Genomic DNA, 18,802 nt, shown 5'->3' with positions numbered 1-18,802 from the left:
TTAACGCATCGCTGCTCTGCGAAAATGTAAAACGTGGTGGGCCGGGTCAGCCCACCACGTCGGCATCGGTTAGGCGAAGGATGGCGGCCGCCCGAGCGGCGCCGCCGGATCAGGCGGCGCGGACGGCGTCGAGGAACTTGCTGACCTCGAGCTTGAGGCGGCTGCTGTCGCCCGAGAGCGATTGGGCCGCCGACAGCACCTGGCTCGACGCCGAGCCGGTCTCGTTGGCGCCATGCTGGACGTCGGTGATGTTGGCCGAGACCTGCTGGGTGCCTTGCGCCGCCTGCTGCACGTTGCGGGAGATTTCCTGCGTCGCCGCGCCCTGCTCTTCGACCGCGGCCGCAATGGTGGACGAGATTTCCGACAGCCGTTCGATGGTCGAGGAGATTTCCTTGATCGCGCCGACCGACTCCTGAGTCGCGGTCTGGATGCCGGCGATCTGCTGGCCAATCTCGCCGGTCGCCTTGGCGGTCTGCTCGGCCAGCGCCTTCACCTCGGACGCCACCACGGCGAAGCCGCGGCCGGCGTCGCCGGCGCGTGCCGCCTCAATGGTGGCGTTCAGCGCCAGCAAATTGGTCTGGCCGGCAATGGTGTTGATCAGCTCGACGACGTCGCCGATCCGCGCGGCGGCCTTCGACAGCTCGCTGACGCGATCGTTGGTGGTGCGCGTCTGGCCGACGGCATCGCCGGCCATCCGTGCCAACTCCTGCACCTGGCGGCTGATCTCGGTCACCGACGACGACAGCTCCTCGGTCGCCGACGCCACCGACTGGACATTGGTCGAGGCCTCCTCGGACGCCGCGGCAACCGAGGTGGTCAGCTCCTGCGAACGCCGGGCGGTCGACGACAGCGTGCCGGCGGAGGCTTCGAGCTGGGTCGAGGCCGACGACACGGTCTGCACGATCTCGCCGATCATCTGTTCGAAATTGCGGGTGATGGTGTCGACCCGGCGGCCGCGCTCGATCTTGGCTGCGGCGTCGGCAGCCGCGGCTTCATCGGCCGCCTTCTTGGCGACCAGGGCTTCCTTGAACACCTGCAGCGTATCGGCCATCGCGCCGATCTCGGTCTTCTCGCCCTGATGCGGGACGTTTGCGGTCAGGTCGCCGCGGCCCAGCGCCTGCATCGGGCTCACGATCGAGGCGATGCCGGCCGAGACGTCGCGGATCATCAGGAAGCTGACGCCGACGCCGACGATGATGGCGGCGCCAAGGATCATCGCAAGCAGCATGACGGCCGACGCGTAGCTGTTTGCCGCCTCCTGCGCCGCCTTGTCGGCGCCGGCATTGTTCGAGCTCGATGTCCTTGCGCAGGATCTCGTCGGCCTCGAGGCCGATCTTGTTGACGGTCTTGGCGTTCAGCTCATGCGCATCGTGCGGGGCCTTGCCGACATCCCTGCGCGACAGCGCCATCACCTCCTCGGTGCCCTTCTTGTAACGGGTCCAGGCATCGACCCATTGATCGTAGAGCGCGCGCTCCGCGGGGGTCGCGATCAGCGGCTCGTAGATCGCGCGGACCTTGAGGTTGGCGTCGACCACCGAGGTCAGGGTCTTCTCCTGCGCGAGCTTGTCCTCCAGCGTCTCGGACAGCATGTGTTCGCGGATCACGTTGCGATAGGTGATGACGCCGGCGCGCAGATCGCCGAGCGCACGCACGCTCGGCAGCCAGCTCGTCGTGATGTCGACGGTGTTGGCGTTGATCGACCGTAAATTCACGACCGCGAGCAGGCCCATGCCCGTCATCGCGACAAGCAGGAACGCAACCACGGCAATAATCTTGGCGCGGATCGAGAATTTGGCGAACATCGTGGGGGTCTCTTGATATCGGGCTCGCGAAGCCCGATCGAATGGCTGGGGGCGTGGCGGGACGCCGCAGACATCAAAGCCAGCCCCCCTCCTTAAGTAGGGTTAATTTGGTTCCCCGTTGAACTACGGAGGCGCTCATCTACGGCGTGGCATGATGCGCGCCAGCCGCATCAAGGCATCAACACGAGCGCATCCGAGAAAAACTCCGGCCCGCCGAAATTGCCTGATTTCAGGGCAAGCACCATCTCACCTCTCCCGGCGCCGACCGCTCGCAGAACCGGCACGCCGGCGGCGATTTCCGCACCGACCAGGAATCCAGGAATGCGCAGGCGATCGACCACGGCGCCCGAAGTTTCACCACCGGCGACCACCAGCCTGTGCACGCCCGACTGCACCAGACCATCCGCGATGTCGGCCATCGCCTGCTCGATGGCATGCCCGGCTGCATCGCGACCATGACGGGATTGCACGGCTGCCACCTGATCCGGGGTCGAGCTGCTCGCAATCAGGATCGGCCCCGCCCCGAGCCGGTCTCTGGCCCAGGCGAGCGCACGCTGCGTTTCGTCCTTGCCGGCGACCACCCGCTCGGGATCGAGGTGCAGGACCGGCATCACCTTCTCGGCGTTTGCGATCTGGCGCAGGGTCGCCTGCGAGCAACTGCCGGCAAGGCACGCCGCCGGGCCGCCGACCGGCGTCGTCAGCATCGCATCCGCGCTGTCCGGTTTGGCCTTGCTCGCGGCGACCAGCGCCCGCGCCAGGCCAAGCCCGATCCCGGAAGCGCCGACTGAAAGACGGTGATCCAGCGCGACCTGCCCGATGGTCTCGAGGTCGCGGTCGAACACCGCATCGACGATGGTGGCGCCGATGCCGCTTTGCGTGAGCTCGGCGAGCTTTGCCCGGACGGCGTCCGCGCCACGGCTCAGCGTCGCCAGATCGACCAGGCCGACCTTGGTCGTGCTTTGCCGCGCCAGCACGCGAACCAGATTGGAATCATGCATCGGGTTGAGCGGGTGGTCCTTCAGCGGACTCTCGTTCAGCGGCACCGAGCCGACGAACAGATTGCCCTGGTAGACGGTGCGGCCGGTCTCCGGGAATGCCGGAGTCACCAGCACGATGGCATCCCTGGAATCGGCGCGCAGCGCGTCCATCACGGGGCCGATGTTGCCGGCATCGGTTAAATCGAAGGTCGAGCAGATCTTGAACAGGATATGTTTGGCACCGCGGCCGCGCAGCCAGGCCTCCGCTGCGCGCGAACGCGTCACGGCGAGGCCGGCCTCGATCGAACGGCTCTTCAGCGACACCACGACGGCGTCGACCTCGGGCAGCGCGAGATCGTCCGCAGGCACGCCGATGGTCTGCACCGTGCGCAGGCCGGCGCGGGTCAGCGTGTTGGCGAGGTCGGAGGCGCCGGTATAGTCGTCGGCGATGCAACCGAGAGACAGTTTTCCGGCTCGCGTCACGGCTTCACTCCGGCATAGGGCTTGAACCAGGCGAGACCGTCGGTGGTCTTGCCGCGCGGATTGTACTCGCAGCCGACGAAGCCGCCGTAGCCGAGCCGGTCGAGCTCGCCGAACAGGAACGGATAGTTCAGCTCCTCGCCGTCGGGCTCGTTGCGCGAGGGGATCGACGCGATCTGGACGTGGCCGATGATCGGCATCATTTCACGCAGCCGCATGGTGACGTCGCCATGGATGATCTGGCAGTGGTAGATGTCGAACTGCAGCTTCAGGTTCGCGATACCAAGCTCGTTGATCAGATCGCGCGCGAAGATGAAGTCGTTGAGGAAGTAGCCGGGCACGTTGCGCGGATTGATCGGCTCGATCACGACGTCGAGGCCGTGCGGCGCGAAGAACTCTGCGGCATGGGCGACCGATTTGCGAAACGCGGCGACCGCCCTGGCATCGCTGCGGTCGGCTATTCCCGCCATCAGATGCACCCGCTTGACGCCGGTCGCCTGCACATAGGGCAGCGCGGTCTTCAGGCTTTGCTGGAGGTCGGCGAAACGGTCCGGCAGCGCGGCAAACCCCTTCTCGCCGGCGTTCCAGTCGCCCGGCGGCAGGTTGAACAGCGCCTGCGTCAGCCCATTGCCATTCAGCCGCTTGCCGACCTCCTCGGCCGGATGGTCGTAAGGAAACAGGAACTCGACCGCGGTGAAGCCCGCTTTCGCCGCCGCCTCGAAGCGGTCGAGGAACGGGACCTCGTTGAACATCATGGTGAGGTTGGCGGCAAAACGGGGCATTGCAGGATCCTCTTATTTCTCGCCTGGAAGCTTGGTGCCGGTAACCTGCGCATACATCCGCGCCACCGACGCATCGTCGTCGCGGCCCATGCCGGCGGCCGCGGTCATCAGGAACATCTGCAAGGCCGCGGCCGAGACCGGCACCGGGAAGCGTGCATTGCGCGCCATGTCCTGGATGATGCCGAGGTCCTTCACAAAAATTTCGACGGCGCTGCGCGGCGCATAGTCGCCGTCGAGCACATGCGGCATGCGGTTCTCGAACATCCAGGAATTGCCGGCGGAGGCGGTGATCACCTCATAGACCTTGCGGATGTCGAGCCCCTGCTTGGCGGCGAAGGCGATCGCCTCGGAGGCGGCCGCGATATGCACGCCGGCCAGCAGCTGGTTGATCATCTTGAACGCGGCGCCCTGCCCCGCGGCATCGCCGAGCTCGTAGAGTTTCGCCGCCATCGCATCGAGTGCCGGCCGCGCCTTCGCAAATGCCGCGGCGCTGCCGGAGGCGAGAATCGTCAATTCGCCCTGCGCCGCGCGCTGCGCGCCGCCAGAGATCGGGGCGTCGAGATAGTGCCGGCCGGTCGCCTCGAGCTGCTTTGCGAGGCGCCGCGCGATATCAGGGTCCATGGTCGCCGAGGAGATGAAGACGGCGTCCTTGGCCAAGGTCTCGGCAACGCCGTCCTTGCCGAACAGGATCGCTTCAGTCTGCGCCGCGTTGACGACAACGCTGACGACAATGTCGGCATCCCGGGCTGCCTCGGCCGGCGACTTGGCGCCCTTGCCGCCGTCGGCGACGAAGCGCGCCACCGCATCGGCCGACACGTCGCAGCCGGTCACCTCGAAACCGGCCCGCCTGAGCGAGGTCGCCATGCCGTATCCCATCGAGCCCAGCCCGATGACGGCGACACGTGATGTTGCGGAACTGGACATTTGGCGATCCCTGAACATTTTTAGTTGTTTGAGCATGACCTTTTCGGAAAACCGGCTGTCACTTTGCGCCAGCGCGGCCTTCCGGGCCCGGTTCATGCTCGTTGCTGCTTGCCTATCACGGCTTGGCCGCGCTGCCAAAGCATGAGACAAAGCGGAAAACGGATAGCGCCAAAGATGGCGCCACGAGCGAAACCGGATGAGCGAAACAAAGCATCGTGAGGACATCTGCCGCTTCGGCCGCTCGCTGTTCGAGCGCGGCCTGACGCCGGGCTCCTCGGGCAATATCAGCGTCCGGCTCGCGGACGGCGGCTGGCTGGTGACGCCGACCAACGCCTCGCTCGGCTTCCTGGATCCGGCGAAAATGTCACGGCTCGACGGCAACGGCCGGCTCGTCTCCGGCGATGCCCCGACCAAGGAAGTGCCGCTGCACACCGCGCTCTACCAGACGCGCGCCTCCGCCGGCGCCGTGGTGCACCTGCACTCGACCCATTCGGTCGCGCTCTCGATGCTGCCTGAGATCGACCCGCGCGCCGCGCTGCCGCCGATGACCGCCTATTACGTCATGAAGTGCGGCCAGACCGCGCTGGTGCCCTATTATCGCCCCGGCGATCCGGCCGTTGCCGACGCGATCCGGGGACTGGCCGGGAAATATTCATCGGTGCTGCTCGCCAATCATGGGCCCGTCGTGTCGGGCGATACGCTGGAAGCGGCGGTGTTCGCGACCGAGGAGCTGGAGGAAACCGCAAAGCTCTATCTGCTGCTGCGCGGGCTGAACCCGCGCTATTTGTCGCCCGACCAGGTGGCGGATTTGACCAGGACGTTCGGGCTCGTGCTGCCGGATCACCCCCACTAGATCAAGCGGAGGATCGATATGCGGAAGACAGTCATGATGAGGTTCACAGGCTTGGCGTTAGCGATTCCGTTCGCCGTCGGCCTTGCGGCGTCGGACGGACGGACCGAAGAGACCTTGCAAGGCATGCTGGCAACCCAGCTGCGCGCGCAAGGCTATGCCTGCGATAAGCCGCTCAAGGCCGAGCGGGACGACAAGCTCTCGAAGCCCGACAACGAGGCCTGGACGCTGACATGCAGCAACGCGACCTATCGCGTCAGCCGCGTGCCGGACCTCGCCGCCAAGGTCGAGAAGATCGACGAGAGCAAGTAGGCTGCGTGGGCTGGATCAGTAGCCCGCATGAGCGCAGCGATATGCGGGACGCCCCGGATGTCGCTGCGCTCATCCGGGCTACGGGCTGGATTGCGCGCACCACATACACTGGCGTCATCCCCGCGCAAAGGCAAAGCCTTTGTCGCTGGAGGTGCGAGCGGAGCGAGCCTCGAAGGATGAGCCACAGCGCCCGCGGCCATCCTTCGAGGCGCGCCGAAGAGGCGCGCACCTCAGGATGACGTCGGTGTGCGCGGAGAATCCCGCTACAGCCCCAGATACGCCTTGCGCACATCCGGATTGCCGCTGATCTCGGCGGCGGTGCCCTGCATCAGCACGCGGCCGGTCTGCAGGATGTACGCGCGGTCGGCGATCTCGAGGCATTCGGCCATGCGCTGTTCGACGATCAGCACCGTCATGCCGGCGTCGCGGATGCGCTTCACGGCCTGGAAGATCTCGTCGACCAGTTTCGGCATGATGCCCTGCGACGGTTCGTCGAGCATCAGAAGCCGCGGCCGCGTCATCAGCGCGCGGCCGATCGCAAGCATCTGCTGCTCGCCGCCGGACAACGTCTCTGCGCGCTGGTCGAGCCGTTCGCCAAGCCGCGGGAACAGCTTGAACACCAGATCGAGCGGCGCGTCGCGGTCGGATTGGCTGCGATAGAGATAGCTGCCGAGGCGCAGATCGTCGCGCACCGAGAGCCGCGGAAACAGCCGGCGGTTCTCCGGCACGTAAGCGATGCCGCTTGACGTGATGACGTGCTGCGGCTGGCCGTCGATGCGCTTGCCGTCGAAGGTGACGGTGCCAGCGCGCGGCCGCTCGGCGCCGGCGATCGATTTCAACAGCGTCGACTTGCCCGCGCCGTTGGCGCCGGCGACGCAGACGATCTCGCCCTTGGTGACGTCGATCGACACCGAGGAGATCGCGACCAGGCCCTGATAGGCGGTGGTGACTTCACGCACCGACAGCATGACGATCCCCGAGATAGGCAGAAATGACTTCCGGATTGCGGACGACCTCAGTCGGCTTGCCCTCGACCAGCACCTTGCCGAGATTCAGCACGATGGCGCGATCGACCAGCGGCATCACGATCTCCATCACATGCTCGACCATCAGCACGGTGATGCCGGCGGCGCGGACCTTCCGCACCAGCTCGACGCCGGTCTGCGCCTCGACCGGCGTCAGCCCGGTGAGGACTTCGTCGAGCAGCAGCAGCTTCGGCTCGGTCGCGAGCGCGCGGGCCACCTCGAGCCGGCGCTTCTCCGACGGCACGAGGTCGGCGGCGAGCTTGTCGGCGCGCGCCGCAAGGCCGCAGAACTCCAGCACCTCGTAGGCCTTCTGCCGCGCGATGCGCATTTTGGTGTTGCGGATCAGCGCGCCGACGATGACGTTGTCGATCACGGTCATGGTCTCAAAACTCTTGACGACCTGGAAGGTACGCCCGACGCCGCGCTGGCAGCGTTCCGCCGCCGGCAGCTTGGTCACGTCCTCGCCGTCGAAGATGATCGAGCCCTGGGTCGGCGGCAGCACGCCCGCGATCAGGTTGAACAGCGTCGACTTGCCGGCGCCGTTGGGGCCGATCAGGCCGACGATCTCGCCGCGCCCGACCGAGATCGAGACATCGCTGTTGGCGACGAGGCCGCCGAAGCGCTGCCATACTGCGCGCGTTTCCAGCAGCGCCGTCATCGTGCAGCTCCCTTGCGCAGGGAGAACACGCTGACCAGGCCGCGCGGCAGCGCCAGCGAGATCACGACGATCAGCGTGCCGTAGACGATGAGGTCGACGCCGCGCCCGGAGCCGCCGATGAACGAGCGCGTCAGTTCGGTGAGCGGGATCAGGATGACAGCGCCCAGTACCGGGCCCCACAAGGTGCCGATGCCGCCAAGCACCGCAGGCAGCGCCATCAGCAGCGAGAACTGGAAGCCCATCACGCTTTCAGGATCGATGTAGGAGACGAACTGGGCGTAGAAGCTGCCGCCGACCGCAACGAGGAAGGCCGAGACCGCCGCCGCGCCCATCTTGGAATTGAACACGACCACGCCGAGGCTTTCGGCCGCATCGGGATTGTCCTTCACCGCGCGCCACCAGTAGCCCCATTTGGAATCCTCCAGCCACCAGGTGACGAACCAGGCGATGCAGGCCAGCGCCAGCGCGAAATAGAAGTAAGGCAGCTTCGAGCGGGTGAACTGGAATTTCAGCCAGCTGTCGCCGCGCACCGGGATGTCGATGCCGAGCGCGGCGCCGGCCCAATCCCAGTTCTGGATCAACAGCAGCGCGATCTCGGCGATCACGATGGTCGCGATCACGAAATAATGCCCGCGCAGGCGGAAGCAGGGGTAGCCGAGCGCCATCGCGATCAATGCGGAGATCGCCCCGCCCGCCAGCATACCGAACCACGGCAGCACGCCGAACTTGGTGAACAAGAGCGCGGTGGTGTAGGCGCCGAGCCCGAAATACAGCGCATGGCCGAGCGAGATCTGTCCGCAATAGCCGGACAGGATGTTCCAGCTCTGCGACAGCGCCGCATACATCAGCGTCAGCACCATGATGTTCTGGACGTAGACGTCCTTGACAAACAGCGGCACCAGCGCGGCGATCACCGCGAGGCAGGCCGCCACGATCAGGTCACGCCTGCGGCGTTGGGCGAACTGGGTGTCCATCACATCGATCCGAACAGGCCACGCGGGCGGATGAAGACGACCAGCAGGTAAACGGCATAGATGCCGACCGATTTCAGCGACGGCGGCAGGATCAGCGCGGTGGTTGCTTCCACCAGGCCGACGATGATGCCGCCGGCAAAGGCGCCGAACACGCTGCCGAAGCCGCCGAGCGCCACGGTGACGTAAGCGATCAGGGCAAACGACGCGCCGACATCGGGATAGACGTAGAAGAAGATCGCCATGATGGCGCCGGCGAGGCCGACCAGCGCCGCACCAAGGCCCCAGCCGAGCGCGAACACGCGGTTCTTGTCAATGCCGACCAGCGCCACCGCGCCGGCGTCTTCGCGCGTCGCCTCGAGCGCGCGGCCGAAATCGGTGCGATTGATGAAGAAGTACAGCGCGACAAAGGCCGCGATCGACAGCATCGCGCCGATCAGCTGCGGCTCCGGCAGATAGATGCCGGCGATCGACACCGTCTTGCCGCCGACCCAGGAGTTGGTGACGCTGCGGTAGTCGGGCGTGAAGAAGAACTGGGCGAGGCCCCGCATCACGATCGCCAGCCCGAAGGTCGAGAAGATCTGCACCATGCCGGCATTGGCCTTGGCGCGCATCGCGAAGCGGACGATCAACAGATAGACCACCGCACCGAACACGAACAGTGCCGCGGCGACCAGCGGCGCCGAGAGCAAGGGATCGATCGCGAAGAACGCGAACAGGAAGAAGGTCGCGTACATCGCGATCATCAGGAACTCGCCGTGCGCGAAATTCACGACGTCCATCAATCCGAAGATCAATGCGAGGCCTGCGGCGATCAGTCCGTAGAGCAGCCCCATCAACAGGCCGCTCGCCAAACTCTGGATAATGGTCTCGGCTGTCACCGTCGACGCTCCATGTTCCGACCATTGTCTTTAGCCCCCGTCATTGCGAGGAGCGAAGCGACGAAGCAATCCATGCTTCCTTTTCGCGGAGACGTGGATTGCTTCGCTTCGCTCGCAATGACGGAACATGCGAGACTCTGAATGATGTCTTCGGCTGTCACCGCCGTTTGCCCCCTCAATAGCGTTTTCGAGCGAAGTGGATACCGGTTCGCGCTAGGAAAACGCGTCGCAACAAGAATCCAGAGCTCCGTTCCGATACGATCGGAACGGACGCTCTGGCGCCCGACCGATCAGCTGTTCATCGGCCAGATCGCCTCGGAGACGGCGGCCTGTTCCGGGAAGATCGTCACGAAGTTCTTCGCGGAGTACTGCAACAGCACCGGATCGGCGAAGTTGTTCTGCCCCATCTCGTCGAACTTGACGCGCCGCCACGGCATGATGGTCTGATCGCCCGGCATGTCGGTGGCGACCAGCGCCTCGCGGATCTTGTCGCCGTCGGTCGACTTGGCGCGGTTGATGGCGTCCGCCATCACGATCAGGCCCATGAACTGGCGCGACGAATAGTCGTTGAAGTCCTTGCCCGACTTGGCGCGGTACATCTCGTTGATCAGACCGACCATCGGCCGCTTCTGCGCCAGGTCGAGCGAGAAGCTGCCGCGCGAGATCACGCCCTCGAGCTTGTCGCCGACCGCGTCATAGGTCGCCTTTTCCGAGAAGCCGGCGTCCTGCGCCATGATGTTCTTCGGCTTGTAGCCGAGCTCGGCCATGGTCTTGACCAGGAGGATCGCGTCGGTGGTGTAGCTCGACGGCATCAGCACGTCGGCATTCGCCGCCTTGAGCTGCTGCACCTCGGCGGTCAGCGACGGCGAGTTGGCGCGGTACTTGATGTCGGCCACGATCTTGTAGCCGCGCTCGCCGGCGAGCTTGGTCTGCGCGTTCGCCGAATCGGTGCCGAAGATGGTGTCCTCGTGGAACAGCGCCAGCGTTTCGATCTTCTGGCCCTTCTTCTTCATCGCATCGAAGAAGTCGAACATCGCTGTCGAGAACATCTCGTCATGCGGCGAGGCGCGGAAATAGTATTTCAGGCCGCGGCGATGCAGGCTCGGCGAGGAATTGTCGGCCGAGAGGAACGGAACGCCGTAGCGCTCGCAGATCTGGCTGACGGTGACGGCGACCGCGCTCTGATAGGTGCCGATCACGGCGCAGACCTTCTCCTGCGTGATCAGGCGCTCGGCTTCGGCGCGGCCCTTCTGCGGATCGGCCTGGTGGTCGGCGAACACGAGCTTGACCTTGGCGCCGCCGAGGCCGGACAGGCCCTCGCCCTTGGCGAGCGGCAATGCGAAATCATAATTCTTGTTGATGATGTCTGCCGCGGTCTCGAACGCGCGCTGCGCGTCGACGCCGATCTGGGCGCTGGCGCCCGACAGCGGATAGATCACGCCGATTGCCACTTCACTGGTCTGCGCGCGCGCGGCCATCGGACCGAGCGCCGCGGCGGCAGTGGCACCCAGCAACACGTTACGGCGAGAGATCGTCATCGAAATTTCCCCTTGGTCAGCTTGTTATCATCGATGTGACGCTTGTAGCGCGCAGTAAAGCCTCAATGAATTGCACGAATTGCCTATTCAGAGCACAGCGAGCTGCTTGTTCCTGAGATCGGTCACCAGCATCAGGCCCGGCGAATGCGTGATCGCGAACGGCAGCTTCGCACTTGCGATCACCGATTGCGGCGTCACGCCACAGGCCCAGAACACCGGGATCTCGTCATCGGCGACCGGTACTGCATCGCCGTAATCGGGCTTGGCGATATCCTTGATGCCGATCGCATGCGGATGGCCGAGATGGACCGGCGCGCCATGCACCGACGGGAAGCGCGAGGTGATCTGCACCGCGCGGATCGCATCCGCCGGTTTGAACGGGCGCATCGACACCACCATGGGTCCCGCGAACGGCCCGAACGGGCTGCAGGCGATATTGGTGCGGTACATTGGCACACGCAGATTGCGTTCAATGTGACGGATCGGCAGGCCCTCATCCAGCAGCGCCTCCTCGAACGAGTAGGAGCAGCCGAGCACGAAGGTGACGAGATCGTCGCGCCAGTATTTGGTGATGTCGGTCGGCTCGTCCGCCACCTCGCCGTCGCGCCAGACCCGGTAGCGCGGCACGTCGGTGCGGATGTCGAGGTCGAGACCAAGGGCCGGAATGCGGGGATCGCCGACGTCAGACATGCCGATGATCGGGCACGGCTTCGGATTGAGCTGGCAGAAGCGGTGGAAGGCGCCGGCGAGCTTTTCCGGCAGGATCGCGAGATTGCCCTGGACGAAACCGTTGGCGAGGCCGGCTGTGGTGGCCGAGGCCACGCCGTCACGGCAGGCGCGGCGCGCTTCGACGCTCGCCGGCACTGGTTCCCCCTGAGATCGCTGCACTGCCGCAAAAACAGTCATGGGATTCTCCTGCCCATAATCTCGACAAGGACAAACCAACACCAAGCGTGATATAATGTCTAATCGTCCTTTCTAATCAAAATCGATAAAACAGATTTATCGATCGGGAAAATGCTTCCAATGACGGACTTCCGCTCGATCGAGACATTTCTTTGGGTCGTCAAGCTCGGCAGCTTCCGCGGCGCCGCCCAGCGGCTCAACACCACCCAGCCGGCGATCTCCCAGCGCATTGCCCAGCTCGAGCGCGAAATGGGCGTCAAGCTGCTCAACCGCGACCACCGGGTGGCCTCGCCGACCCCGAGTGGACGGCTGATGATGATCTATGCCGAGAAGCTGATCGGCCTGCGTTCGGAGATGATGGCCGAGGTCGGCGACCGTTCGGCGATGCGCGGCGCGCTGCGGCTCGGTGTCGCGGAGACCATCGTGCACACCTGGCTGCCGCGCCTCGTCAAGAGCGTCAACGAGGTCTACCCGAACCTGTCGTTGGAGATCGAGGTCGACATCACGCCCAATCTGACGCAGCGGCTGCTGGCGCAGGAGATCGAGCTCGCCTTCGTGCTTGGACCGGTCTCGGCGTCCGGCGCGCACAACCACGTGCTGTGCGATTACCCGATCGGTTTCCTGGCGAGCCCGGCGCTCGGCCTCGGCGACGGCCCGGTGGCGCGGCAGGACCTGGCGCGGTTTCCGATCATCACCTTTCCGCGCAAGACCCAGCCCTACGAGACCGTGCGCGCGCTGTTCAACGCCCCCGATCTGCCGCCGATCCGGCTGCACGCCTCGACCTCGCTCGCGACCGTGATCCATATGGCCAATGAAGGGCTTGGCATCGCGGTGATCCCGGCGGCAATCGTCGAGAACGAGCTCGCCGACGGGCGCTTGCTGCTGCTCGATACCGACCTCAAGCTGCCGCCCCTCACCTTCACCGCGAGCTGGCTCGCCTCGCCCGATGCGGTCGCCATCGAGCGCGTCGCCAATCTCGCCCGGCAGATCGCGCAGGCGAGCGTGGCGGTTGACGGCGCGAGAGTGGCGCGTCATTGAACGATTGCCGGATAGATGAAGTGTCATTCCGGGGCGATGCGTCAGCATCGAACCCGGAATCTCGAGATTCCGGGTTCGGCTCTTCGAGCCGCCCCGGAATGACAGATGAAATGGACTGACGACATGAGCCGAGCCGCCACCAACCTGCAGATCAATTCCGCCCGCCTCTGGGGCACCATCCACGAAACCGCGCAGTTCGGTGCAACGCCCAAGGGCGGTGTGCGGCGGCTGACCTTGAGCGCCGAAGACAAGCAGGTGCGCGACTGGTTCCGCAAGGCATGCGCGGACGCCGGCCTCGAGGTGCAGGTCGACGCGCTCGGCTCGATGTTCGGGTTGAGGAAAGGACGGGATATGTCGAAGCCGCCGATCGGCGTCGGCTCGCATCTCGACACCCAGCCGACCGGCGGCAAATATGACGGCGTGCTCGGCACGCTGGCGGCGCTCGAAATGGTGCGCACGCTCAACGATGCCGGGATCGAGACCGAGCTGCCGATCTGCATCTGCAACTGGACCAATGAGGAAGGCTCGCGCTTTGCGCCGGCAATGATGGCATCGGCCGCCTATGTCGGCGATTTCACCACCGACGACATCCTGTCGCGCAAGGACGCCGAGGGCGTCACGGTGGCGCAGGCGCTGGACACGATTGGTTATCGCGGCGACGCCCCGGTCGGCCGCCAGAAGTTCACCAGCTTCGTCGAGCTGCATATCGAGCAGGGTCCGATCCTGGAGGCCGAGGGCAAGACCATCGGCGTGGTCGATTCCGGCCAGGGCGTGTTGTGGTACGACGGCAAGATCACCGGCTTCGAGAGCCACGCCGGCTCGACCCCGATGCCGCTGCGCCGCGATGCGCTGGCGACGCTGTCGGAGATCGTGCTGGCGATGGAGAGCATCGCGAAGAAGCACGGCCCGAAGGCAGTCGGCACCATCGGCGAGGCCGTGATCGCCGCGCCCTCGCGCAACGTCATCCCCGGCGAGATCGCCTTCACGGTGGATTGCCGCAGCGCCGACGCTGGAATCATGGATGCGCTGGATCGCGACCTGCGTGCCGCTGTGAGCGAGATCGCAGCAAAGCGCAAGGTCGAGGTGCAGCTTGATCTCGTCTGGCGCAAGGCGCCGACGCACTTCGATCCGAAGCTGGTCGACGCGGTCGAGAACGCCGCCAAGCAGCTCGGCTATTCGCACCGCCGCATCACCTCGGGCGCCGGCCACGACGCCTGCAACCTCAACACGGTGATGCCGGCAGCGATGGTGTTCGTGCCCTGCAAGGACGGCATCAGCCATAATCGAGCTGGAAGATGCCAAGCAGACAGATTGCGCCGCTGGCGCCAACGTCCTGATGCATACGGTGCTGGCGCTCGCCGGCGTCGCGTCCTGATCATCATTTCTCCTCATCGGATGGAGGCTTTCGTGCGCGCAGTGTTTGTCGACGCCAATGAATCGCTTGCTGTCATCACGGAACGACTGGAAAAGGCCGGCGATCCCAGGATGCGGATCAATCGCAACCCGGACATCAAGTCCGAGGACTATCCGGCGGTGCTCGACGGCGCCGAGATTGCGGTGGTCGACCACACCGCGCTGCCGACCGATGTTGCGAAGAAGTGCGCCGGCCTGAAGCACGTCGTGTTCCTCGGCACCGGCGCGCGCAGCTACATGAACCCGGAAGAGCTTGCCGAGCTCGGTATCTCCGTGCACCTGATCAAGGGCTATGGCGACACCGCGGTCGCGGAATCAGCGATCGCGCTGATGTGGTCGTCGGCGCGCGTGATCGCGCAGATGGACCGCGAGATGCGCGCCGGCAACTGGCTGCGCGAGGACGGCATGCAGCTCACCGGCAAGACGCTCGGCCTGGTCGGCTTCGGCGGCATCGCCGCCGAGGTCGCCCGCATCGCACTCGGCAGCGGCATGAAGGTGATCGCCTGGAACCGGTCGGCCAAGAGCCATCCGGGCGTCGAATTCGTCGATCTCGACACCGTGCTGGGGAGCAGCGACGTGGTCTCGATTCACCTGCTGCTGAACGACGAGACCCGCGGCCTGATCACGCGCGACAAGATCGCGAAGATGAAAAAGGGCGTGGTGCTGATCAACACCGCGCGCGGCGCGATCGTCGACGAGCAGGCGATGATCGATGCGCTCAATTCGGGCCACATCCGCCACGCCGGCCTCGACGTCTACAACATCGAGCCGCTACCGAAGGATCACCCGCTTACCAAAATCCCGAACGTGACGCTGTCGGCGCACTCCGCCTTCCGCACGCCCGAGGCGAGCGAGAATCTGATCCACGCGGCGTGGGAGCACTGCCGCAGGATCGTGAAGGGGTGATCGTAGGGCGGGTTAGCGAATCGTAACCCGCAGACTTTGTACCCGTGGAAAGAAACGGTGGGTTACGCCTTCGGCTAACCCACCCTACGCACTACTCCACTGTCGTCCCGGCCAAGCGAAGCGCGAGCCGGGACCCATAACCACCACTGCGCATTGTCACGAAGGCTGGGGCCACAGCCCGTCACAATAACTAGAACTCTGTGGTTATGGGTCCCTGCTTTCGCAGGGACGACGATGTGGCGATGGCGCGAACTAATCCACCATCTCTGCGACGGCCTTGCCGCACGTCGTGGTATCGGCATTGCCGCCGAGGTCGCGCGTGCGCAGCGTGCGTTCGCCGAGCGTGCGCTCGATCGCGCCGACGATCGCAGCCGCCGCCTGCTTCTCGCCGAGATGCTCCAGCATCATGGCGCCCGACCAGATCATGCCGATCGGGTTGGCAATGCCCTGCCCGGCAATGTCGGGCGCCGAGCCATGCACCGGCTCGAACACCGAGGGGAAATCGCCTTCCGGATTGATGTTGCCCGACGGCGCGATGCCGATCGTGCCGGTGCAGGCCGGGCCGAGATCGGAGAGGATGTCCCCGAACAAATTGGAGCCGACCACGACGTCGAACCAGTCCGGATGCAGCACGAAGTTCGCGGTCAGGATGTCGATGTGGTACTTGTCCCACTTCACGCCGGGATACTTCTTGGCCATCGCCTCCACGCGCTCATCCCAATAGGGCATGGTGATGGAGATGCCGTTCGACTTGGTCGCCGACGTCAGATGCTTCTTCGGCCGCGACTGCGCCAGATCGAACGCGAATTTCAGGATGCGGTCGACGCCGGTGCGGGTCATCACCGTCTGCTGCGTGACAAATTCGCGGTCGGTGTCCGGGAACATGCGGCCGCCGATGGAAGAGTATTCGCCCTCGGTGTTCTCGCGCACCACCCAGAAATCGATGTCGCCGGGCTTGCGGTTCGCCAGCGGCGACGGCACGCCGGGCATCAGCCGCACCGGGCGCAGATTGACGTACTGGTCGAACTCGCGGCGGAATTTTATGAGCGATCCCCACAACGAGATATGGTCAGGTATTTTCGCCGGCCAGCCGACCGCGCCGAAATAGATCGCATCATGCTTGCCGATCTGGTTCTTCCAGTCGGCCGGCATCATCTCGCCGTGCTTCTCGTAATAGTCGTAGGAGGCGAAGTCGAAATGGTCGAATTTCACGTCGACGCCGTGCTTCTTCGCCGCCGCCTCGATGACGCGCAGGCCCTCCGGCATCACTTCCTTGCCGATGCCGTCGCCGGGAATGACCGCGATCCGATACTGCTTCTTTGCGCTGCTCATCGAGAACACCCTTGTGATTTGCCCGGCCGGCAATGCCGCCTATTCTGATGGCCCTGCAATGGACCAAACTTCGCGCGAGCGCAACGCTGCAGTGCAGTGTTGACCGCGGCGCGACCCTGCCCACCAAATTCGCCGACACCCACTCCTCATACCCAAGCGAGACATCCCATGGATCTGCATCTGCGCGGCAAGCGTGTCCTGATCACCGGCGCCTCCAAGGGCATTGGCGCGGCCGCCGCCGAGGCCTTTGCCGAGGAAGGCGCCAACCTGCTGCTCGCGGCCCGCAACGGCGACCAGCTCAAGGCGCTCGCCGAGCGGCTGCGCTCCGCGCACCAGATATCTGCCGCGACCAGCGTGGTGGATCTGCGCAAGTCCGAGGATCTCGCGCGCCTCGCCAAGGAGGCCGCCGACATCGATATCCTCGTCAACAATGCCGGCGATATCCCCGGCGGCTCGATCGACAAGATCGACGAGGCGACCTGGCGGCATGCCTGGGAGCTCAAGGTGTTCGGCTATGTCAACCTGACGCGCGCGATCTACGAGCAGATGAAGGCGCGCGGCGGCGGCGTGATCGTCGACGACATCGGCGCGGCCGGCGAGAAGTTCGACGCCAATTACATCTGCGGCAGCGCCGGCAATGCGGCGCTGATGGCGTTCACCCGCGCGCTCGGCGGCAAGAGCCTCGCCGACAACATCCGCGTCGTCGGCATCAATCCCGGCCCGGTCGGCACCGACCGCCACGTCACGCTGCTCAAGACCCGCGCCAAGAACCAGTTCGGCGACGAGAACCGATACAAGGAGTTCCAGAAAGGCCTGCCGCTCGGCCGCCCCGCGCATGCGCGCGAGATCGGCGACCTCATGGCGTTCCTCGCCTCCGACCGCGCGGGCTATACGTCGGGCGTGATCTACACGGTCGATGGCGGGCTGACGTCGGGGTGGGGTTAGAATCGCCCCCTCCGCTTGTACCGCCGTCATCCTGAGAGCCTGACTGAAAAATGGGTGAGTGATCTCAGTGGGGTGTGATTCCATCGGATTTGCAAAGATTCGAGGGAGAGCACGATGCCCTGGACCAAGATCACTCGGAGCAATATCGGCGGGACGATCTGCGTTATGCAAGCGATATGACCGATGCGGAGTGGGCGCTGATCAGACGCCTGTTGCCGCGAGCGAACCGGCGCGGCCGGCCGCGTAAGACGGAGCTGCGTCGTGTGATCGAAGCGATCCTCTATATCGTTTCGAACCGGCTGCCAGTGGCGGGCGTTGCCGCAGGAGTTCCCGCCCTATTCGACGGTGCAGGGCTATTTTTATAGATGGCGGGATACAGGCCGGTGGCAGAGGATTGTCAGCGTGCTTGTCCGACGGGCGCGAAAAAGCTTGGACGGACACCGAAGCCGACGGCAGCCGTGATCGACAGTCAAAGTGCGCCAACCACGCAAGCTGGCGGACCGCGCGGCTACGATGCAGGCAAGCGCATCTACGGCCGCAAGCGGCATATCGTGACGGATACCAATGGCCTCCTCCTCGGGGTTCATGTTCATCCGGCCAACGTTCAGGACTGCCATGGCGCCGTACCGCTGCTGAAGAACGTGCGGATGAACTTCCCCCGGCTGCGCCACGTCTTTGCCGACCGGATCTACCGCGGAAATCAACTCCTCGACGCGCTCTCAGACTGCGGTCCATGGACTGTCGAGATCGTCGAGCGGCCCCAAGGCGTCAAAGGCTTCCAGCTTCTGCCGAGGCGGTGGGTGGTTGAACGCACATTCGCTTGGTTCGGCAGATGCCGCCGCCTCGCCAAGGACTTCGAGGCGACGGTGGCAACCGAAGCTGCCTGGCTGCTGATTGCACACATCAGGCTCCTGACCCGCAAACTCGCGGCTGCACCTAAGGTTGGGTGATTTATGAGTCGAACTCTGAGGAGCCGCGCGTAGCGCGACGTCTCGAAGGATGGGCCACGGGCTACGTCATCCTTCGAGGCTCGCGAGAGCTCGCACCTCCAGCGACAAAGGC

The 18,802-nt window shown here is 65.0% G+C and carries 15 protein-coding genes and 3 pseudogenes; 7 read left to right on the top strand and 11 right to left on the bottom strand.

What is annotated here, in order from left to right; genetic code table 11:
- Nucleotides 1-109: 109 nt before the first annotated feature.
- From ACSKB9_RS37635 to ltnD, 4 genes and pseudogenes are all read right to left on the bottom strand, one after another.
- A pseudogene (locus ACSKB9_RS37635) lies at nucleotides 110-1,802 on the bottom strand (methyl-accepting chemotaxis protein).
- A gap of 170 nt (nucleotides 1,803-1,972) precedes the next feature.
- Nucleotides 1,973-3,262, bottom strand: a complete 1,290-nt coding sequence (gene otnK, locus ACSKB9_RS37630) for a 3-oxo-tetronate kinase (protein ID WP_438079470.1) — start codon at nucleotides 3,260-3,262, stop codon at nucleotides 1,973-1,975.
- Nucleotides 3,259-4,041 carry a 2-oxo-tetronate isomerase gene (otnI, locus tag ACSKB9_RS37625; RefSeq protein ID WP_057017649.1) on the bottom strand — a complete coding sequence of 261 codons (783 nt, stop codon included), beginning with the start codon at nucleotides 4,039-4,041 and terminating at the stop codon, nucleotides 3,259-3,261. The genes otnK and otnI overlap by 4 nt, the downstream gene beginning before the upstream one ends.
- Nucleotides 4,042-4,053: 12 nt before the next feature.
- Nucleotides 4,054-4,983: an L-threonate dehydrogenase gene (gene ltnD / locus ACSKB9_RS37620; RefSeq protein ID WP_225160788.1), complete on the bottom strand. Its 930-nt coding sequence runs from the start codon at nucleotides 4,981-4,983 to the stop codon at nucleotides 4,054-4,056.
- 178 nt (nucleotides 4,984-5,161) lie between these two features.
- On the opposite strand from ltnD, the gene otnC reads away from it, so the two are divergent.
- Together otnC and ACSKB9_RS37610 are read left to right on the top strand one after the other, a co-directional pair.
- Nucleotides 5,162-5,818, top strand: a complete 657-nt coding sequence (gene otnC, locus ACSKB9_RS37615) for a 3-oxo-tetronate 4-phosphate decarboxylase (RefSeq protein WP_438079469.1) — start codon at nucleotides 5,162-5,164, stop codon at nucleotides 5,816-5,818.
- 33 nt (nucleotides 5,819-5,851) lie between these two features.
- The gene (locus tag ACSKB9_RS37610) at nucleotides 5,852-6,127 is read left to right on the top strand and encodes a hypothetical protein (protein ID WP_057017646.1); all 276 of its coding nucleotides are present in this window, start codon (nucleotides 5,852-5,854) and stop codon (nucleotides 6,125-6,127) included.
- Between the two features lie 263 nt (nucleotides 6,128-6,390).
- Here the strand turns inward: ACSKB9_RS37610 and ACSKB9_RS37605 are convergent, their stop codons facing one another.
- From ACSKB9_RS37605 to ACSKB9_RS37580, 6 genes are all read right to left on the bottom strand, one after another.
- The gene (locus tag ACSKB9_RS37605; protein WP_438079468.1) at nucleotides 6,391-7,095 is read right to left on the bottom strand and encodes an ABC transporter ATP-binding protein; all 705 of its coding nucleotides are present in this window, start codon (nucleotides 7,093-7,095) and stop codon (nucleotides 6,391-6,393) included.
- Entirely contained in the window at nucleotides 7,079-7,810 is a 732-nt protein-coding gene (locus ACSKB9_RS37600; protein ID WP_438079467.1) for an ABC transporter ATP-binding protein, read from the bottom strand. The genes ACSKB9_RS37605 and ACSKB9_RS37600 overlap by 17 nt, the downstream gene beginning before the upstream one ends.
- Nucleotides 7,807-8,784, bottom strand: coding sequence for a branched-chain amino acid ABC transporter permease (locus ACSKB9_RS37595; RefSeq protein ID WP_016842863.1), 978 nt, complete (start codon nucleotides 8,782-8,784; stop codon nucleotides 7,807-7,809). The genes ACSKB9_RS37600 and ACSKB9_RS37595 overlap by 4 nt, the downstream gene beginning before the upstream one ends.
- Nucleotides 8,784-9,662 carry a branched-chain amino acid ABC transporter permease gene (locus ACSKB9_RS37590; RefSeq protein WP_026192487.1) on the bottom strand — a complete coding sequence of 293 codons (879 nt, stop codon included), beginning with the start codon at nucleotides 9,660-9,662 and terminating at the stop codon, nucleotides 8,784-8,786. The genes ACSKB9_RS37595 and ACSKB9_RS37590 overlap by 1 nt, the downstream gene beginning before the upstream one ends.
- Nucleotides 9,663-9,952: 290 nt before the next feature.
- Entirely contained in the window at nucleotides 9,953-11,200 is a 1,248-nt protein-coding gene (locus tag ACSKB9_RS37585) for an ABC transporter substrate-binding protein (protein ID WP_076827180.1), read from the bottom strand.
- An 87-nt stretch (nucleotides 11,201-11,287) separates the two neighbouring features.
- The gene (locus tag ACSKB9_RS37580) at nucleotides 11,288-12,106 is read right to left on the bottom strand and encodes a putative hydro-lyase (protein WP_438079466.1); all 819 of its coding nucleotides are present in this window, start codon (nucleotides 12,104-12,106) and stop codon (nucleotides 11,288-11,290) included.
- A 120-nt stretch (nucleotides 12,107-12,226) separates the two neighbouring features.
- Between ACSKB9_RS37580 and ACSKB9_RS37575 the strand changes: the two genes are divergently transcribed.
- From ACSKB9_RS37575 to ACSKB9_RS37565, 3 genes and pseudogenes are all read left to right on the top strand, one after another.
- Nucleotides 12,227-13,144 carry a LysR family transcriptional regulator gene (locus ACSKB9_RS37575; RefSeq protein WP_438079465.1) on the top strand — a complete coding sequence of 306 codons (918 nt, stop codon included), beginning with the start codon at nucleotides 12,227-12,229 and terminating at the stop codon, nucleotides 13,142-13,144.
- A 123-nt stretch (nucleotides 13,145-13,267) separates the two neighbouring features.
- Nucleotides 13,268-14,519: pseudogene (locus ACSKB9_RS37570) on the top strand (Zn-dependent hydrolase).
- Nucleotides 14,520-14,551: 32 nt separating this feature from the next.
- Nucleotides 14,552-15,463 (top strand): NAD(P)-dependent oxidoreductase, encoded by a 912-nt coding sequence (locus ACSKB9_RS37565; protein ID WP_438079464.1) that lies wholly within the window; start codon nucleotides 14,552-14,554, stop codon nucleotides 15,461-15,463.
- Between the two features lie 252 nt (nucleotides 15,464-15,715).
- Here the strand turns inward: ACSKB9_RS37565 and ACSKB9_RS37560 are convergent, their stop codons facing one another.
- Entirely contained in the window at nucleotides 15,716-16,795 is a 1,080-nt protein-coding gene (locus tag ACSKB9_RS37560) for a tartrate dehydrogenase (RefSeq protein ID WP_438079463.1), read from the bottom strand.
- Between the two features lie 168 nt (nucleotides 16,796-16,963).
- Between ACSKB9_RS37560 and ACSKB9_RS37555 the strand changes: the two genes are divergently transcribed.
- Complete coding sequence (locus ACSKB9_RS37555; protein WP_438079462.1) at nucleotides 16,964-17,740, top strand: SDR family oxidoreductase; 777 nt, start codon at nucleotides 16,964-16,966, stop codon at nucleotides 17,738-17,740.
- A 114-nt stretch (nucleotides 17,741-17,854) separates the two neighbouring features.
- Nucleotides 17,855-18,690 (top strand): annotated as a pseudogene (locus ACSKB9_RS37550) (IS5 family transposase).
- The last annotated feature ends 112 nt before the right edge of the window (nucleotides 18,691-18,802 follow it).

The sequence above is a fragment of the Bradyrhizobium sp. BR 1433 genome (assembly GCF_051547665.1).
GTDB classification, from domain to species: domain Bacteria; phylum Pseudomonadota; class Alphaproteobacteria; order Rhizobiales; family Xanthobacteraceae; genus Bradyrhizobium; species Bradyrhizobium australafricanum.
This window is presented reverse-complemented; position numbering and strand designations above follow the sequence as displayed.

What these genes read in the sequence shown, in the direction of transcription:
- otnI (WP_057017649.1), bottom strand. Translation starts at nt 4,041, where the DNA reads ATGCCCCGTTTTGCCGCCAACCTCACCATGATGTTCAACGAGGTCCCG.
- ltnD (WP_225160788.1), bottom strand. Translation starts at nt 4,983, where the DNA reads ATGTTCAGGGATCGCCAAATGTCCAGTTCCGCAACATCACGTGTCGCC.
- ACSKB9_RS37585 (WP_076827180.1), bottom strand. Translation starts at nt 11,200, where the DNA reads ATGACGATCTCTCGCCGTAACGTGTTGCTGGGTGCCACTGCCGCCGCG.
- ACSKB9_RS37560 (WP_438079463.1), bottom strand. Translation starts at nt 16,795, where the DNA reads ATGAGCAGCGCAAAGAAGCAGTATCGGATCGCGGTCATTCCCGGCGAC.
- ACSKB9_RS37555 (WP_438079462.1), top strand. Translation starts at nt 16,964, where the DNA reads ATGGATCTGCATCTGCGCGGCAAGCGTGTCCTGATCACCGGCGCCTCC.
- otnC (WP_438079469.1), top strand. Translation starts at nt 5,162, where the DNA reads ATGAGCGAAACAAAGCATCGTGAGGACATCTGCCGCTTCGGCCGCTCG.
- ACSKB9_RS37580 (WP_438079466.1), bottom strand. Translation starts at nt 12,106, where the DNA reads ATGACTGTTTTTGCGGCAGTGCAGCGATCTCAGGGGGAACCAGTGCCG.
- ACSKB9_RS37595 (WP_016842863.1), bottom strand. Translation starts at nt 8,784, where the DNA reads ATGGACACCCAGTTCGCCCAACGCCGCAGGCGTGACCTGATCGTGGCG.
- ACSKB9_RS37575 (WP_438079465.1), top strand. Translation starts at nt 12,227, where the DNA reads ATGACGGACTTCCGCTCGATCGAGACATTTCTTTGGGTCGTCAAGCTC.
- ACSKB9_RS37610 (WP_057017646.1), top strand. Translation starts at nt 5,852, where the DNA reads ATGATGAGGTTCACAGGCTTGGCGTTAGCGATTCCGTTCGCCGTCGGC.
- ACSKB9_RS37605 (WP_438079468.1), bottom strand. Translation starts at nt 7,095, where the DNA reads ATGCTGTCGGTGCGTGAAGTCACCACCGCCTATCAGGGCCTGGTCGCG.
- ACSKB9_RS37600 (WP_438079467.1), bottom strand. Translation starts at nt 7,810, where the DNA reads ATGACGGCGCTGCTGGAAACGCGCGCAGTATGGCAGCGCTTCGGCGGC.